We start from the raw sequence: 15529 nt of genomic DNA on the forward strand, positions 1-15529 counted from the left end.
GGTGCTTCCGGAGATCATGAGGTTGCCGGCCAGCGGCCGCCACTACTCCTCCAGGCTGGCGTTCCAGAACCCCTGCAGGACGCCGGGCGTGGTCGCCAGCGTGGCCAATACCGCATCCAGTTCGCCGGCATCGACGGTGGTGGCATACAGCACCGCTTCGATCTCCACGTCGCGCTCGCCAAACGGGCGCTGGTCGACCGCGCGCACCGGGTACTGCGCCTGTTCAAGCAGCAGCAACAGCTGGTCCAGTACCTCGGCCTGCTGCTCGCGCTGGCAGACCACGTTGATCGCATAGGTTGCCTCGCTGAACGCTTCCGGCAGCGGCTGCCGATGGATGCGGTTCACCACCGGCCGCAGCAGGGTGTTGGCGGCCAGCACGAACACCGCGGCGAGCACTGCTTCGGGCAGCAGCTTGATACCGGCACATGCTCCCACCGCCGCCGATCCCCACAGGGTGGCGGCGGTGTTCAGGCCGGACACCTGCGCGCCGTCCTTCATGATCGCGCCGGCACCAAGGAAGCCGACGCCGGAGATCACATAGGCCACCACATGCAGCGGTGACGGTGGGCCGCCGTACAGGTCATGGAAGCGCACCGCCAGATCGACGAACACCGCCGCACCCACCGCCACCAGCGTGTTGGTACGCAGGCCGGCGGTGCGTTGCCGCAGCTGCCGTTCCAGGCCGATGATCGTGCCCAGCACGAACGCCACCGACAGGCTGATCAGCGAGCTGAGCGTGGCGCCGGCGTTGAACGCCGGCAGGTTCGGATTGATGTCCATTGTGTTTCTCCCTGGACAAGCGGCGGGCGCTTACTGCCAGCCGTAACGACGGATGTAGAACCGCTTCAGCGCAGTGGTCAGCACCGCGTAGCCGAACAGGATGGCCACCAGGAAAGGCCAGTAGCCGGCCGGCAGCGCCTGCAGCTTGAAGTAGCCGGCCAGCGGGCTCATCGGCAGGGCCACGCCAATCGCCATGATCAGGCCGGTCATCAGCAGCAGTGGCGGCGCGGCGATGCTCTGCAGGAACGGCACCTTCGGCGTGCGGATCATGTGCACGATCAGGGTCTGGGTCAGCAGGCCGACCACGAACCAACCGGACTGGAACAGACCCTGGTCGGCCGGCGTGCGTGCATCGAACACGTACCACATCAGCGCGAAGCAGGTCAGGTCGAAGATCGAGCTGATCGGCCCGAAGAACACCATGAAGCGGCCGATGTCCGCCGGGTTCCACTTCAGCGGCCTGCGCACCAGCTCCTCGTCCACATTGTCGAACGGGATGGCGATCTGCGAGATGTCGTACAGCAGGTTCTGCACCAGCAGCTGCAGCGGCAGCATCGGCAGGAACGGCAGGAAGGCCGAGGCCACCAGCACCGAGAACACATTGCCGAAGTTGGAGCTGGCGGTCATGCGGATGTACTTCAGCATGTTGTTGAACGTGCGCCGGCCCTGGATGACGCCTTCCTCCAGCACCATCAGGTTCTTTTCCAGCAGGATGATGTCGGCGGCCTCCTTGGCGATGTCCACCGCACTGTCCACGCTGATGCCGATATCGGCTGCGCGCAGCGCCGGTGCATCGTTGATGCCGTCGCCGAGGAAGCCGACCACCTTGCCCTGTGCGCGCAGTTCGCGCACCAGGCGCTCCTTGTGCAGCGGCGTCAGCCGGGCGAACACGCGATGGTGGTGCAGCGCCCGCGACAGCGCGCCGTCGTCCATGCGCTCGATCTGCGGCCCGGTCAGGATGGTGTCGGCATCCAGTCCCACCTGTGCGCACACACGGGCGGTCACCAGTTCGTTGTCGCCAGTGAAGACCTTGACCTCGACGCCGTGTGCGGCCAGCGCCTGCAGCGCCTGCGCGGCCGATTCCTTCGGCGGGTCCAGGAAGGCCACGTAGCCGACCAGGGTCAACCCGCACTCGTCCGCCTGCGAGTAGGTGGTCTGGCTGGCTGCGGTCTCCTTCATCGCCACCGCCACCACGCGCAGGCCCTGTTCGTTCAGTTCCTCGGTGGTCTGCCGCACCCGCGCCAGGCGGCGCTCGTCCAGTGGCATGTCCTGGCCGTTCTCGCGCACGGTGCTGCACACCGCCAGCATCTCTTCCACGGCTCCCTTGCAGATCAGCTCATGGTGGTCCTCGCGCTCGGAGACCACCACCGACATGCGGCGGCGCTCGAAGTCGAACGGGATCTCATCCACCTTGTGGTAGTCCTGCGACAGCCGCAGCGAACTCTGCAGCTCCACGTGTTCCAGTACCGCACGGTCGAGCAGGTTGATCAGGCCGGTCTGGAAGTGACTGTTGAGGTAAGCGAACTTCAGTACGTCTTCCGAATCGTGGCCGAACACATCGGTGTGGCGCTCCAGCGCGATCCTGTCCTGGGTGAGCGTGCCGGTCTTGTCGGTGCACAGCACTTCCATCGCGCCGAAGTTCTGGATGGCATCCAGGCGCTTGACGATCACCTTGCGCCGCGACAGCAGCACCGCGCCCTTGGCCAGGGTGGAAGTGACGATCATCGGCAGCATTTCCGGCGTCAGGCCCACCGCCACCGACAGCGCGAACAGGAACGCCTCGGTCCAGTCGCCCTTGGTCCAGCCGTTGATCAGCAGCACGAATGGCACCATCACCAGCGCGAAGCGGATCAGCAGCCAGCTGACACTGTTGACGCCGGCCTGGAACGCGGTGGGCGCACGGTCGGTGGCGGTGCTGCGCTGGGCCAGCGTGCCGAAGTAGGTGCGGTTGCCCGTGGCCAGCACGATGGCGGTGGCCGTACCGGACACCACGTTGGTACCCATGAACAGCAGGTTGTGCTGTTCCAGCAGGCCGGCCAGGCCATCGCCCGGGTGCGCGAACTTCTCCACCGGCAGCGATTCGCCGGTCATCGCTGCCTGCGCCACGAACAGGTCCTTGGCGGTCAGCACGCGGCAATCGGCCGGAATCATGTCGCCTGCCGACAGCACAATGTGGTCGCCGGGTACCAGTTCGCGGATAGGCAGGTCCAGCAGGCGTGCCGGGCGACGGCTGTGCAGGTGCGCGCCGAAGTACTGATCGGCCACATCCGCAGCCTCGGTGCCGGGATTGCGGCGCAGCACGCGCGCAGTGTTGCCGACCAGTGCCTTCAGCCGCTCGGCAGCACGGTTCGAGCGACCCTCCTGCACGAAGCGGATCAGCGTGGACAGCAGCACCATCGCACCGATGACGATCGTCGCCTTGATGTCCTCGGTCAGCCAGGACACCGCCGCCAGCACGGTCAGCAGCAGGTTGAACGGATTGCGGTAGCACTGCCACAGGTGGCGCCACCACGGCAGCGGCTTCTCGTGATCCACCTCGTTGGGGCCGAGCGTGGCCAGTCGCTCCTCGGCCTCATGCGGGCTGAGGCCATCGGCATGTGATTCCAGCGTGGTCAGCAGCTCGGCTTCGTCCTGCTGGGCGAGGGTGACCAGGCCGGTGGTGAGCGCGAACGGCGCGGCCTCGGCGCTGCCAGGGCCGAAGCCGGCTTCGGGCATCGCACGGCGGCGGAACAGGTTGCCTGCGCGGCGGCTGCGCAGGAAGGCGTTGAACCAGGCGTTGAGCAGGCTCATGGGACGCTCCTCGAATGTCAGAGCCGGCCGCAGCCGGAACACGAACGGAATGGGTGAGACAGATCAGGCGTGGCGCATGGCCAGCACCGCCGGCGACCACGGCTGCATGTGCAGGCGCTGGCTGCCGCCGATGCATAGCGGCTTCATCGCATCGCGCAGGGGATAGGGCAGATGACGCAGCACGGTGATGCGCTCGCTGATCGGCAGCAGCGACAGCGCATCGGCCACCACGCGTGGCGAACCGAGCGACAGCGAACGGGCAAACATGACCGGGCCGTACTGCAGCAGCTGGCTGCGCAGGGCGGCGACATCGCGCTCGCCGATCAAGCGGCGCAGCGTGATGTAAAGGATCTTGTAGGACATGGGGGCGATCTCCAGGCAGGCGGCGCCTGGCGGTCCCCCGTCACTCAGGCAGGCAGGGACCGGCGGGCAGGCGCCAGGAACAGGCAGCAATCAGGCATACGGGTCGCGGTGCGCCCGGAAGGGTCGGGGTCCATCTGCGTCTCCATGAGGGGAGGGGGCCGGCCAGGGTTGCCCTGGCCAGTGGCGCTATTGTCCGCCCCTGAACGGGGCAGGCCTAGAGGCCGGTGGGTTAGCCCGGCTATACCTTGGTATAGCCGGGCATGCACAGCGCCAATCGAGGGTTCAGTGATGGATCAATGCGGAGCGCTGGTCTGCTTGCACACGTCGTACTCGCCATGGCTCAGCGTCTTGTCACGGTCGGTATCGCAGGCATGCAGGCGTTCGGCCCAGTCCGGCGCCACCGCATCGACTTCCGCCAGGGTGACGATGCCGTCCTTGTCCTTGTCAAGCGAGTCATAGGGCGGTATCAGCTTCACTTCGGTGACGTCTCCGGCGGCGGTGGCCCTGCTCGCCTCCTGGGTTCTGGAACAGGCGCCCAGCAGCAGGGCCGCACAAAGCGAGAGTGCAATGGGAAGGTAGCGACAAGCGATCATGGCGTGCTCCTGAAGAAAAGGCGGACGACCGGTGCGGTGGTCACGGCAGGATCTTGTGCGCGGGCCTGTAAGTGGGCTGCGAAGAATGGGGTCCGTCGACCATTGCCGGTGGGCCGCCATTCACCGGGCCGCGCAGCAGCGACTGTGCGCGGACGCCTTGGGGGAGGTGGCTCGACGGAGATGGCTCGGTAGCGTCGTGTGCTGGTCGACTATCGCGCGCAGCGCGGGGCCTTCAGCTTCCTGCCAAGAGCAGTCGACTAACAGTCCACTCTACCCTCGAACGGCAGGAAGCCGGCCAGCGGCAGGCACTCCCGTCTGCTTCAGAAGCGGTCTGCAAAGGCGTCCGTGGCTCGCACCAGCGCATCCACCGTGGCCGGCTCGTTGGCACTGTGGCCGGAGGTCACCATCTCCAGCCGCGCTTCCGGCCAGGCCTGGGCCAGGTCCCACGCACTGCGCGGTGGGCAGATGATGTCGTAGCGCCCCTGCACGATCACGCCCGGCAGGTGACGGATGCGATCGATATCGCGCAGCAGCTGGTCGGGTGCCAGGAAGATGCCGTTGCGGAAGTAGTGCGCCTCGATGCGGGCCTTGGCCAAGGTATCCAGCGGATCATCAGTGGATTGGGCGTCGACGTCGTGCTGCAGGGTTGCCGCGTTGTCTTCCCAGCCCAGCCAGGCCTGCGCGGCCTCGATGCGGGTCGCCTCATCCGGGCCGTCCATGCGGCTCCAGTAGGCCGCAATCATGTCGCCGCGCTCGGCTTCCGGGATGTAGGCCTCGTAGCGGTCCCAGCGCTCCGGAAAGATCCAGCGCGCACCGCCATCGGCCTCGGCGAACCAGCGATTCTCCATTTCGCGTCCGAGGAATACGCCGCGCACGATCAGGCCGGTGGCGCGCTCGGGATGCGCTTGTGCGTAGGCCAGTGACAGCGTCGACCCCCAGGAGCCGCCATAGACCAGCCAACGCTCGATGCCCAGGTGCTCACGCACTTTCTCGATGTCGGCCACCAGGTCCTGCGTGGTGTTGTGGCGCAGCTCGCCGAACGGCGTGGAACGGCCACTGCCGCGCTGGTCGATCAACACGATGCGGTAGCGTGCCGGATCGAAGAAGCGGCGATGGGTGGGTGAAATGCCCGCGCCTGGGCCGCCGTGCAGGTACACCACCGGAATGCCGCCCGGTGTGCCGCACTCTTCGACATGCAGCGTGTGCAGATCGCTCACCTTCAGGGTGAACTCGCGGTAGGGTTCGATGGCGGGGTACAGGGTGCGCATGGCAGGTGTCTCACAAGCAGGGGCGGCCAGCATAGCGCCGCCACCTGCGGGCTGCAGCGACGGGCTCCTGCGCGGCGCTGGAAATGGGCTGGCCGATGCGCATAAGCTTCCGCGATGCAAGCGACCACGACAGGGACGTCAACCTTCAACTTCACCCTTGGCAGCGGCGCGCGCGAGCTGCTGAAGTGGGTCGCACTGCTGGCCATGACGGGTGATCACGTGGCCAAGGTGGCCTTCGGCGGCTACGTGCCGGTGGTCAGCGAACTGGGGCGTATTGCCTTCCCGCTGTTCGCGCTGGTGATGGCCTGCAACCTGGCCCAGCCCGGGGCCGACCTGCGCAAATCGATACGCCGGCTCGTGCTTTGGGGGCTGATCGCCCAGCCAGTGCACGCATTCGCGTTTGGTTCCTGGCTGCCGCTCAACATCCTGCTTACCTTCACGCTGGCGGCCGTGGCCGTTCATGCGCTGGCGAACCATCGGCCCGTTCTGCTGTTGCTGGCTGCCGGCGTGCTGCCGATGTTCGTGGATTACCAGTGGGCGGGTGTCGGCTGCGTGCTGGGGGGTTGGATCGCGTTCCGGCATCGCGCGCGGTGGCTGCTGCTGGCCGGGCTCGCAGCGGTGTGCTGGGCGAACCACAACGGCTGGGCGCTGCTGGCGATACCGGTGGTGCTGCTGGCCGCGCGGGTGAATTGGCCACTGCCGCGCTGGCGGTGGGTGTTCTACGGGTACTACGTGGGACATCTGGCGGTGCTGGCGTTGATTGCCTATCTGCTTGCGTAATGTCGCAACTGGCGCGTCGCCTGTCTTGAATGCCGGATGCGGTCAAGGAATGCGCGGTGCCGATGCGGGTGAAGCATGCCGCCATCGGCATGGTGCAAGTTGTTGAATCTTCGGCTCGATTGTCGATATGCGACAATGCTGCCACTGCGTGAACGTTGCTGTCTTTGCACGTGGGTTGTTGGCGCCTGCCACCCCGTTGTGCACATGATGGGGTGCCATCGAAAAAGGATGGCCGGGGGCTGGAATCCCCGCTGGTTGTGTTGTTCGCGCTTGTCAGCCGGCGTCGCCTTGTGCGGCGCCGGCTGACAACCCGTCCGCGCCTTATGGCGGGCGGTGCGTGGAGGTGCGCGCAAGCGTGCCTACCGGACTGTCTTCACGCAACCACCGGATTCCAGCCACGTACCGTCCGCCGCCTTGACTGTTAAGGGCGGTGGTCCCGCATGCCTTGCACGGAGACCTGCCATGAACGCATCGGAGTTCCCCCATCAGCACGCCCCGGCCAATGCCGATGAAGGCCACGACATCCCGCCCGAGCCCAACAACCTGACGGCCCTGCTGCATCGCATCGGGTTGGGCGCGGCTGCCGACGGCCAGCCCTGGCCCGAGCGCCATCAGCTGCCGGGCCGGTGCCTGGCGTTGGCCGACGCCGACGGTGCACTGGCCGGGCTGCGTATCGTGCAGGAGATCCTGCTGGCGGCCGAACGCGCCCGCCAGAATGGCGGCCCGGAACAGTACGTGGGCGATCGCGTGATGGAAGGTCTGAAGCTGGCCGCGCTGGCGTTGACCAGCCACGCCATCTACCGCCTGCATCCCGAGTAGATCCACGCCATGCGTGGATGCCGTTCATGTAGAGCCGGACAAGACGCAGCCGAGCATGGCTGGGCGCCATGCGCGGCCGCTACCGCGGGTGCCTCATCGGCCACCACGCGGCAGCCGCACTGGCACCCCACGCCACCCACGCGCCCAGCCCCGCGTAGACCAGTGCCTGCAGGCCGGCCGCAAGCACGAACGGTTCGGCGCGCTGTGCCATCGGCAGGCACACGCCACCCAGCACCAGCAGGCCGGCCAGCAGCCATGCTGCCGAGCGCATCGACGCTCGCTCCCGGGTTGCACGCGGCAGCACCGCGCAGGCGGCTGCTACGCAGAACGGCAATAGCAGCGGCATGGCCTGCCAGGCCACACCCACGGCCAGGCTGACGCAGGCAATGGCAGCCCAGCAGATCCGCTCGCGCACCGCCGGGTGTTCGTGGCGTGCCAGCGATGTCCCCAGCGCATGGATTCCAGCCGCGATCGCACTACCCAACAGCAACCCTGCAGCAACATCGCTCCAATAGTGAACCCCCAGCCAGACCCGGGCCATTCCGGCGATCACCCCGGCCAGCAGCGCGATACCCAGCACTGCCGAGCGTTTGAACCTTCCGGTGATGTGTTGGCGTGCCAACAACCACAGCGCGACCAGCACGAAGAAGCAGGTGGCGCTGGTGGTGTGCCCGCTGGGCAGGGAAGGGCCGGCGGCACCGGCCAGGCTGAGCGTGGCGTCGAAGCTGAAGGGGCGTGGCACCGGTGCGAAGACCTTGATGCTCTGCACGGCCAGCGTGACCACCATCAACGCCATCAGCATCAGGCGGGATGCCTGCGCGCCGAACGCAACCCACAACACGGGCATCGCCAGCAGATAGAACCAGAATTCGCCCAGGACGTTGCCGATCATCGCCAGCCCGCGCACCGGCCACTGCTGGGTGCGGTGCACGCGATCCAGCTCCGCTTGGCGGAAGGCCGAGGCGGCCCCGAAGCGCGCGACGGGGCGTACTTCACTCTCGGCTACTGCGTGCAGGCGCTGATACGCGTGCTCCAGCTGCTGCGGGAAGCGCGTGCGCAGCTGGCGGGCTTCGTCACGGCTGACCCAGCGCGCCTGGATGATCTCCCGCCCGAGGTGCGGCGCATCCAGCACATTCACCGCATTGCCGTGCACCTGGACGGGTTCGAGGGCACGGCAGGCGAACACATACACACCCGCCCTGTCGTCCAGCAGGTCGGTGGTGGCGACGGCAAACCCAGCTTCTTCCAGCGCTTCGCGGGCGGCGGTCTGTTGCGGCAATTCACCGTGTTCTGCCGTTCCGCCAGGCAGCTGCCAGCGCGAGGTGACATCCTGCACCAGCAGCAGGCGCTCACCCGAGCGCATGACGCAGACCGAGGCGGCGGTTGCCAGCGGGGGTACGAGCAGGAGTGTTGCGAGCAGCACATGTCGCAACGACGTGGTGAACGAGGGAAAGGCTGGAAGGCGCATGGCACCACCGCGTGGGGAGGGTCACGCCGATGGTGGAGTACGGCCGGGAAGGGCACTATCGGATTCGTACGAATCCGATAGTGCACTTTTGTAGGTCCACGCCATGCGTGGATGGCGTTCGCGAATTGCCTGACGATCCGTCGAGCCGTGCCCGCGCTCGGCTCACCGGACCAGACGGAGCCTTGCATGGCTCAGCGCTACAGCAACCGCGTTGTGCGGGCGTACTGCGAGAAAAGACAATCGCGATGGGGCATGTCTTGTTTAGCTGGCTGCAGCGTTCGTAGTGCGGATGGATTTGCAGCAAGTTGCATGGAATTCGGTGGCGTACGGCGCGAAAGTTTCCGGGCATAACACCTTTCGATTCCTGGACGCCATGAACAACCTCACCCGACAGCCTCTGGCGGCAGCACTGGTGCTGGCCCTGGTTCTGCCCGCAGCATCGGTGGCCGCCGCTCCTCCCGGCGTGCCTTGCCCGAGCATTCCGCGCCCGGCAGATCCGGGTGATCCGGCTGTAGAGGTGTCCTACCTGTGCGGCGTTGAGATTGCCGCACACGGTCTCTGGTTCGATCGGTCGCTGGAGGTCTACGACGCCACCGTGATCGGCAGTCGCGATCGCTGGCCTGGCGTGGAGATGGACATCATCACCATGGCTATCTGGTGATGGACGACAGCCCGGTCGAGACTGAAGGGATGATGTCCGACGCCGTGGTGATGGCCAGCAACCATGTGGACGGCGCAAGGATCGGCCGGTCGCACCTGCGGATCTCCGGCGAGGCTTCGACGGGGTTGTACGCAGGCAACATTTCGCCGGACGCGTCAGGTCTTATCGCCAAGGCGAATATGACCACACCGCCTACGAAGTGCAGGCCGGCGCCGAGCTGAAGCTGGGCCAGCGCTGGGGGGCCGTGGGGCGGCCTGAGCGTGCAGCGCGGTGACCGTGGCTATCGCAACGTGGGCGGCCAAGTGGGTCTGCGCATGGCCTGGTGATGTCTGTCTGGGTGCGACGAATCAGCGGTAGCTGACAATGAATGGCGTAGATCGCCATAGTTTGTCGTGATCAACTTTGAAACAAGTTGTATTCAGATGCTCTGGGTGAACTGACACAGTGGCCGCTTCTGAAATCCGCCTTTTCTCCGGATACACAACAAGTAGAAGCATCGATGCGTTCGGCGCCACCTCGTCATCTCCTTGCCGCCTCATTGGCCGGCATCCTGTTTCACATCCCGCTGGCCATGGCACAGCATGTTGTCGCTGATGGCAGCATCGCGGGTGAGGACTTCAAAATGCCTGCAGCGGGTGACTATGTCACCACTGATCCTGCCCAGCACGCCTTCCATGCACTTAATGGCGGCATGATCTTCGGGGACGACGGCATCCACTTGTCAACCCAGGGTGAGAAAGCTGCCGGCGTGCGCGTGGAGGGAGCGGGCAGCGCCGTGTTCCTGGGTCGCTCCAGCAGCATTCTGACCACGGGTCATGGCGCGGCGGGTATTGCGGCAGTGGCGGCGGGGTTCGATGGAACGCAGATCGCCATTGAAACCCGCGGTGACGCTGCAAGGGGTGTCGACCTGGACAACGCGCAGCTCGCGTTGTCGCAGGCGACAGTGCAGACCTCGGGAAATGCGGCACACGGTATCGTCGCCACAGGAGGCAGCCACGTCCAGTTGCAACGCACTGATGTGATGGCTCTGGGGCAGGCGCGTGGGGCGCGGTACTGCGCGATGCCAGCCAGCTGCAGCTGGATGGCACGGTGGTTTTCAGTGAAAAGCATGGCTCAGTGCGCATTGAAGGTAGCGGCGACACCCGTATTGAATTGTCCAACGGCGCATTCCTGTATGGCGGGAATGGCACAGCGGTATCCCGGGATCCAGCAGCTAGCGGACGCGTCGATGTCGTGCTGAGCGGAGGCTCGGAAATCCGCGGCGATATTGTTTCGGCACCGGGCGTTACGTCGAGCCCTGTCGGCGCGGCGGCGGATCTGCACGTGCGGCTGTCCGGTGCGTCAACGTGGACGGGACGTTCGGACGCCGTGCGTTCGTTGTGGCTGGAGAATGGTAGTACCTGGGCGTTGAGTGGAGATTCGCGTGTCGGATCGCTTGATGTCCGCGGCAGTGCGCTGCATCTTTCCGAGGGAGCGCGCTTCAACTCGCTGACGGTTGAGGGTGATCTGCATACGGAGGATGCGCACCTCTACTTCCGTGGGGCGCTGGAAGGCGATGACTCGGCCGTGGATCGCCTGCATGTGGTGGGTGACACCCATGGCGATGCGCGCGTCTACGTGTCCAACGTCGGCGGTGTGGGTGCAGCGACGCTTGAAGGCATCACCGTGATCCAGGTCGATGGCAGGTCGGATGCGAGCTATACGCTTGCTGGGCGTACCGTTGCCGGCACCAACGAGTATTTCCTGCACAAGGGTGGTGTGGCCGGCGGTGAAGGCAACTGGTACCTGCGTTCCGAATTGCCGACGACGCCCGATCCGTGCGAGGTCGATCCGTTGGCGCCGGGCTGTGCGCCGATCGAGCCGATCGAGCCGATCGAGCCGGTTGACCCGGTTGACCCGGTTGACCCGGTCACTCCGCCGTCTGTGCTGCGCCCGGAGGCCGGTGTCTACCTGGCCAATCAAATCGCTGCGCTGGGCATGTTCAGCCACCGGCTGAGTGATCGGCTGGGCAGCCTGGATGGAGGTGATGCACGCAATGCCTGGGCACGGGTCGGGCATGGTCAGGCCAACTTCACCGTGGTGGGTGGCCAGCTGTTGGCCAACAGCAACACCTCGGTGCTGCAGATCGGTACTGACCTGCTGCGGCGTGGCAACGCGGCTGCCGGGGTGATGCTGGGCAGTGGTCGCGCCGACAGCAGCGCAGTGTCTGATCTGACTGGCTACAGTGCCAAGGGTCGGGTGCGTGGCAGCGCGGTGGGCGTGTACGGCACCTGGTTGCAGGAGGCCGATGGCACGCGAGGCGCGTATGTGGATGCGACCCTGCAATACGGCCGATTCGACAACCGGGTGCAGGGCATCGGCCTGGCGCCGGAGCACTACGATTCGCGCATGGCCAGTGCGTCGCTGGAGACCGGCTACACCTTCAACGTGTGGCAGGGTGCCGCAAGCGCACTGTATGTGCAGCCGCAGCTGCAGCTGAGTCATGTTGACTTCCGCGCCGATCGCCACGTGGAGCGCAATGGCACGGTGCTCAACCACGCCGATGCCGGTGGCCTGAGCGGGCGCCTGGGCGTGCGCGTGTTCGGTCATGGCACTGCCGCCGGCAACACCGTGCAGCCGTACCTGGGCGTGAACTGGCTGCGTGGCAGCGGAACCAGTACGTTGCAGTTCAACGGTGACACGCTGGGCGCGGACGTGCCGCGCAACCGCTACGAAGTGCAGGCCGGTGCCGAGCTGAAGCTGGGCCAGCGCTGGGGCGCGTGGGGCGGCCTGAGCGTGCAGCGCGGTGACCGCGGCTATCGCAACGTGGGTGGTCAAGTGGGTTTGCGCATGGCCTGGTAAGTGAGCCTGCATCGGAGTCAGATCCCCTTGCCAAGGCAAGGGGATCTGACCCCGGCTGCTGCTGGAGAGCCGAGTCTATGCTCGGCTCCACAGCAGATCCACGCCATGCGTGGATAACTTCTCAAAAATCCATGGTTGCCGAGAACAAAGCCGTTCTCGGTGCCCCCAGCGCCAGGCTGGAAAGCAACGGCATGCCCCAATACGCCTTGTTGGTCACGTTGTTCACCGTGGCGCGCAGCGCCAGCGGCCTGCCGGCCAGTGTGGTGCTGTAGCGCGCGCCCACGTCGAACAACGTGCGCCCCGGCACCGACAGGCGGTTGTCGGCACTGATGTACTGCTTCGACATCGCCGTGGCATTACCGGTCAGGGTCAGGCCTTCCAGCGCGGGCACATCCCACTCCACGCCCAGCTTGGCCTGCCGCTGCGCAATTGCCGTGGCCATGCGGCCTTCATTCACGCCGCCCGCCGTGCGGGTCAGTTTCGGCTGCACATAGCCCACGCCGCCCAGCAGGCGCACGCCGTCCAGCGGCGCACCGAAGAAGCCCCATTCCATGCCCCGGTTCCGCTGTTCGCCGCCGAACGAGAAGATATTCGTGACCGGGTCGGTGTAGCTGCTGGGGCGCTTGATTTCATACAGGCTGAAGGTGTGCGCGAAGCGGCCCAGGTCCAGCTTCAGGCCCAGCTCCTTCTGCCTGGTGCGGAACGGCGCGAATACATCGCCGGCATTGGCGGCGGTCATCGGCGCGGTGGCGCCCTGGCTGAGGCCCTCGATGTAGTTGGTGTAGAGGGAGATCGTGTCGGTGGCCTTCACCAGCAGCGCCGCTGCCGGGGTGGTGGCGCTCTCGTCGTAGCGCGAGGTGCGTGCACCCGTGGCGACGTTGAAGGTCTCACTGACCACCTGCTGGCGGCGCACGCCCAGGGTCAACTGCACGCGCTCATCGGCGAAGGACAGGGTATCGGCAACGCCGAGGCTGTCCAGCTGCAGTTCGGTATGCGAGATGTGCGGCGCTACGAACGGCGCGGCCGGGCCCCACACCGGGTTGTAGAGGTTGGTGGTCCAGTCCCAGCCCGGCACGCTGCGGCGGCCGTAGTCGTTCTGGGTGTGCTGGTAGTGGGTCACGTTGGCAGCCCACTGGTGGCCGACGCTGCCGGTCCGGAACGAACCGCGCAGGCCGGCATCGCCGGACTGCTTCCTGATATCGAAGGCGAGCTGGCCGATCACCGTGGTGAAGTCGCCGGCCGGGTTGAGGATCTGCGCGCTGATCGAACCGTTGTAGCGGTAGTCGGTCCTGCTGGTGCCGTAGGCCAGGTAGGCCATCAGGGTATCGCTGATATCCAGTTCGCCGCGCAGCATCGCGCCCTTGTCCTGGCTGTCCACGTAGGCCCAGTCCGGGTTGATCAGCGTATCGCCACGCGGCGGCCGCGGAATGGCGACGCCGGGTGCCAGGCCGACGCCACGTGCGGGGCCGTCAACACGGTCATCGGCGCTGTACAGATCGGCCGACAGCCGCGCACGTTCGCCGCGCCAGTCCAGTGCCAGCGAACCGAGCTGGACCTTCTTGCGTTGCTTGCCCACGGCGCCATCGCCATCACGGTACGCGCCGTTGAAGCGGATGCCGAACTGCTTGTCCGCGCCGAGCCGACGGCCCATGTCCACATGGGTGCCGAACTGCGCGTCGGAGGCGAAGTTGGCGCTGACCCGCAACAGCGGCTGCTCGCCAGCGCGCTTGGGCACCAGGTTGACGCTGCCGCCGACCGAACCACCCGGCAGCATGCCGTTGAGCAGCGCGGAGGGGCCCTTCAGTACCTCGATGCGTTCGAACATTTCCGGCGAGGTGCGGTAGTAGGGCGCCATGCCACTCAGCCCGTTGAAGGTGGTGTCGCTGGTGCTGGAGGCGAAGCCGCGGATTGCGTAGTTCTCGCTCCAGGAACCGGTGACGCCGTTGCTGAACACCGTGGGGTCGGTGGCGGCGATGACGTCGGTCAGGTCCTTGGCCTGGCGGTCGCGGATGAAGGACTCGGTGTAGCTGACCGTACTGAACGGCGTATCCATGAAGTCCTTGTCGCCGAGCAGGCCGATACGGCCGCCGGCGGCCACCTGGCCGCCGGCATAGTCGCCGGTCACGCGGCGCTGTTCCTGTACCTGCACCGAGGGCAGGGTGGACGGCGCGGTTTCGGCCAGCGCGGCACACGATGCCATCAGGCCAAGCGCGAGCGCCGATGCGCGGTAGCGCCGGGCCAGCCCGTGTGGAAGTGGCTGGCTGCAGGACACGGCGGCAGCTTGGTTCTGTGAAGCGGAGAAGGGGGATACGGTCATGCCAGGGTCCTGTGAATCGCGAGGGCGAGCGCGCCTGGCGCGCGGCCAACGGCAAGCACGGGGGAGGGCGCAGCGCGGGGTTGTCGGCTGGGTGGGGACCTGGCGGGAAGTGAGCCACGGGCTCGATCCGGACGGCGCCATGATTGCGAACCAGACGCATTCCGAATTAGTTGAGTAAATTAAACTAAAGAGACCGAAGCGGACAAGAGGGTCCCTTTGCTGGCACCCTCGGCAGGGTATGAGCACGCAACGCGAAACCACGGTGCCGCCTCGCGGCCGTCCACCGACCATCACCCCCGAGCGCCTGGCCGACATCGGCATCCGCCTGGGTCTGCCCAACCTGACCATGGCCAACGTGGCCGCCGAACTGGCGGTGACCCAGGCCGCGCTGTACAAGCGCGTGGCGAACCTGGAGGCGTTGAAGCGGCTGGTGGCCGAAGCCGTGTTCCAGCGCTGGCAGGTCCCGCGCGCGTCGGCCGATGCGGCGGGCGGCCTGCAGGGCTATCTGATGGTGTTCGTGGAATCGTTGTGCGAGGTGGTGAAGGCGCATCCCGGGTTGCCGCCATACCTGCTGCGGCGCACGGTGGCGACCGCGCCGATGCTGGAAAAGATTGCCTCGCACCAGGCGCATGTGGCCGAAGTGTTCGGCCTGCCGATGGACAAGGCACGCTGGCTGCTGGCCACGATCGCGTTCTATTGCATCGCCGGTGCCGACACCATCTACGCGATTGCGGACGACGAAGAAGGCCAGGTGATCACCGAGTTCAAGCAGGGCATGCGGGCGCTGGTGATCGGGTCGTTGCAGTTGTTGGATGCGGAGGACGCGGACGGGTCACCGTGATGCCATCC

14 protein-coding genes and 1 pseudogene are annotated in these 15529 nt (G+C 66.3%); 8 read left to right on the plus strand and 7 right to left on the minus strand.

All coding sequences use genetic code 11. The annotated features are described in order from the left end of the window. Window positions 1-42 precede the first annotated feature (42 nt). The 5 genes from AC2A1N_RS19460 to pip all read right to left on the minus strand — a co-directional run bounded on the left by AC2A1N_RS19460 (window position 43) and on the right by pip (window position 5794). Window positions 43-780 carry an MgtC/SapB family protein gene (locus tag AC2A1N_RS19460; RefSeq protein WP_061480322.1) on the minus strand — a complete coding sequence of 246 codons (738 nt, stop codon included), beginning with the start codon at window positions 778-780 and terminating at the stop codon, window positions 43-45. A 30-nt stretch (window positions 781-810) separates the two neighbouring features. Beyond that, window positions 811-3570: a magnesium-translocating P-type ATPase gene (gene mgtA, locus AC2A1N_RS19465; protein ID WP_242890872.1), complete on the minus strand. Its 2760-nt coding sequence runs from the start codon at window positions 3568-3570 to the stop codon at window positions 811-813. 63 nt (window positions 3571-3633) lie between these two features. Then, window positions 3634-3933 (minus strand): hypothetical protein, encoded by a 300-nt coding sequence (locus tag AC2A1N_RS19470; RefSeq protein ID WP_005416698.1) that lies wholly within the window; start codon window positions 3931-3933, stop codon window positions 3634-3636. A gap of 293 nt (window positions 3934-4226) precedes the next feature. Beyond that, on the minus strand, window positions 4227-4526 hold the full coding sequence (locus tag AC2A1N_RS19475) for an EF-hand domain-containing protein (protein WP_061480319.1): 300 nt from the start codon (window positions 4524-4526) through the stop codon (window positions 4227-4229). A gap of 320 nt (window positions 4527-4846) precedes the next feature. After that, window positions 4847-5794, minus strand: coding sequence for a prolyl aminopeptidase (gene pip, locus AC2A1N_RS19480; RefSeq protein ID WP_242890874.1), 948 nt, complete (start codon window positions 5792-5794; stop codon window positions 4847-4849). Window positions 5795-5908: 114 nt separating this feature from the next. Here pip and AC2A1N_RS19485 point away from each other — a divergent pair, with 114 nt between their 5' ends. Both AC2A1N_RS19485 and AC2A1N_RS19490 read left to right on the plus strand, forming a co-directional pair. Then, on the plus strand, window positions 5909-6574 hold the full coding sequence (locus tag AC2A1N_RS19485; RefSeq protein WP_242890882.1) for a TraX family protein: 666 nt from the start codon (window positions 5909-5911) through the stop codon (window positions 6572-6574). 462 nt (window positions 6575-7036) lie between these two features. Beyond that, window positions 7037-7393: a hypothetical protein gene (locus AC2A1N_RS19490; protein WP_061480316.1), complete on the plus strand. Its 357-nt coding sequence runs from the start codon at window positions 7037-7039 to the stop codon at window positions 7391-7393. A 79-nt stretch (window positions 7394-7472) separates the two neighbouring features. Here AC2A1N_RS19490 and AC2A1N_RS19495 read toward each other — a convergent pair whose 3' ends face one another. Further along, complete coding sequence (locus AC2A1N_RS19495; protein WP_242890897.1) at window positions 7473-8861, minus strand: phosphatase PAP2 family protein; 1389 nt, start codon at window positions 8859-8861, stop codon at window positions 7473-7475. A 373-nt stretch (window positions 8862-9234) separates the two neighbouring features. Here AC2A1N_RS19495 and AC2A1N_RS19500 point away from each other — a divergent pair, with 373 nt between their 5' ends. The 5 genes and pseudogenes from AC2A1N_RS19500 to AC2A1N_RS19520 all read left to right on the plus strand — a co-directional run bounded on the left by AC2A1N_RS19500 (window position 9235) and on the right by AC2A1N_RS19520 (window position 12363). After that, window positions 9235-9522, plus strand: coding sequence for a hypothetical protein (locus AC2A1N_RS19500; protein ID WP_134967820.1), 288 nt, complete (start codon window positions 9235-9237; stop codon window positions 9520-9522). After that, a complete protein-coding gene (locus AC2A1N_RS19505; protein WP_242890899.1) occupies window positions 9522-9743 on the plus strand; it encodes a hypothetical protein in 222 nt (73 codons plus the stop codon). The genes AC2A1N_RS19500 and AC2A1N_RS19505 overlap by 1 nt, the downstream gene beginning before the upstream one ends. Beyond that, window positions 9716-9848 (plus strand): annotated as a pseudogene (locus AC2A1N_RS19510) (autotransporter outer membrane beta-barrel domain-containing protein); the annotation flags it as partial. The gene AC2A1N_RS19505 and the pseudogene AC2A1N_RS19510, both read left to right, overlap by 28 nt. An 86-nt stretch (window positions 9849-9934) precedes the next feature. Further along, complete coding sequence (locus AC2A1N_RS19515; protein ID WP_484373205.1) at window positions 9935-10762, plus strand: hypothetical protein; 828 nt, start codon at window positions 9935-9937, stop codon at window positions 10760-10762. Window positions 10763-10929: 167 nt separating this feature from the next. Further along, the gene (locus AC2A1N_RS19520) at window positions 10930-12363 is read left to right on the plus strand and encodes an autotransporter family protein (protein ID WP_484373207.1); all 1434 of its coding nucleotides are present in this window, start codon (window positions 10930-10932) and stop codon (window positions 12361-12363) included. A 121-nt stretch (window positions 12364-12484) separates the two neighbouring features. Here the strand turns inward: AC2A1N_RS19520 and AC2A1N_RS19525 are convergent, their stop codons facing one another. Continuing rightward, window positions 12485-14680, minus strand: a complete 2196-nt coding sequence (locus AC2A1N_RS19525) for a TonB-dependent receptor (protein ID WP_242890903.1) — start codon at window positions 14678-14680, stop codon at window positions 12485-12487. 238 nt (window positions 14681-14918) lie between these two features. On the opposite strand from AC2A1N_RS19525, the gene AC2A1N_RS19530 reads away from it, so the two are divergent. Further along, a complete protein-coding gene (locus AC2A1N_RS19530) occupies window positions 14919-15521 on the plus strand; it encodes a TetR/AcrR family transcriptional regulator (protein ID WP_061480310.1) in 603 nt (200 codons plus the stop codon). Window positions 15522-15529 lie beyond the last annotated feature (8 nt).

It is taken from the genome of Stenotrophomonas maltophilia group sp. SKK55 (assembly GCF_057179845.1).

What these genes read in the sequence shown, in the direction of transcription:
- AC2A1N_RS19460 (WP_061480322.1), bottom strand. Translation starts at nt 780, where the DNA reads ATGGACATCAATCCGAACCTGCCGGCGTTCAACGCCGGCGCCACGCTC.
- mgtA (WP_242890872.1), bottom strand. Translation starts at nt 3,570, where the DNA reads ATGAGCCTGCTCAACGCCTGGTTCAACGCCTTCCTGCGCAGCCGCCGC.
- AC2A1N_RS19470 (WP_005416698.1), bottom strand. Translation starts at nt 3,933, where the DNA reads ATGTCCTACAAGATCCTTTACATCACGCTGCGCCGCTTGATCGGCGAG.
- AC2A1N_RS19475 (WP_061480319.1), bottom strand. Translation starts at nt 4,526, where the DNA reads ATGATCGCTTGTCGCTACCTTCCCATTGCACTCTCGCTTTGTGCGGCC.
- pip (WP_242890874.1), bottom strand. Translation starts at nt 5,794, where the DNA reads ATGCGCACCCTGTACCCCGCCATCGAACCCTACCGCGAGTTCACCCTG.
- AC2A1N_RS19485 (WP_242890882.1), top strand. Translation starts at nt 5,909, where the DNA reads ATGCAAGCGACCACGACAGGGACGTCAACCTTCAACTTCACCCTTGGC.
- AC2A1N_RS19490 (WP_061480316.1), top strand. Translation starts at nt 7,037, where the DNA reads ATGAACGCATCGGAGTTCCCCCATCAGCACGCCCCGGCCAATGCCGAT.
- AC2A1N_RS19495 (WP_242890897.1), bottom strand. Translation starts at nt 8,861, where the DNA reads ATGCGCCTTCCAGCCTTTCCCTCGTTCACCACGTCGTTGCGACATGTG.
- AC2A1N_RS19500 (WP_134967820.1), top strand. Translation starts at nt 9,235, where the DNA reads ATGAACAACCTCACCCGACAGCCTCTGGCGGCAGCACTGGTGCTGGCC.
- AC2A1N_RS19505 (WP_242890899.1), top strand. Translation starts at nt 9,522, where the DNA reads ATGGACGACAGCCCGGTCGAGACTGAAGGGATGATGTCCGACGCCGTG.
- AC2A1N_RS19525 (WP_242890903.1), bottom strand. Translation starts at nt 14,680, where the DNA reads ATGACCGTATCCCCCTTCTCCGCTTCACAGAACCAAGCTGCCGCCGTG.
- AC2A1N_RS19530 (WP_061480310.1), top strand. Translation starts at nt 14,919, where the DNA reads ATGAGCACGCAACGCGAAACCACGGTGCCGCCTCGCGGCCGTCCACCG.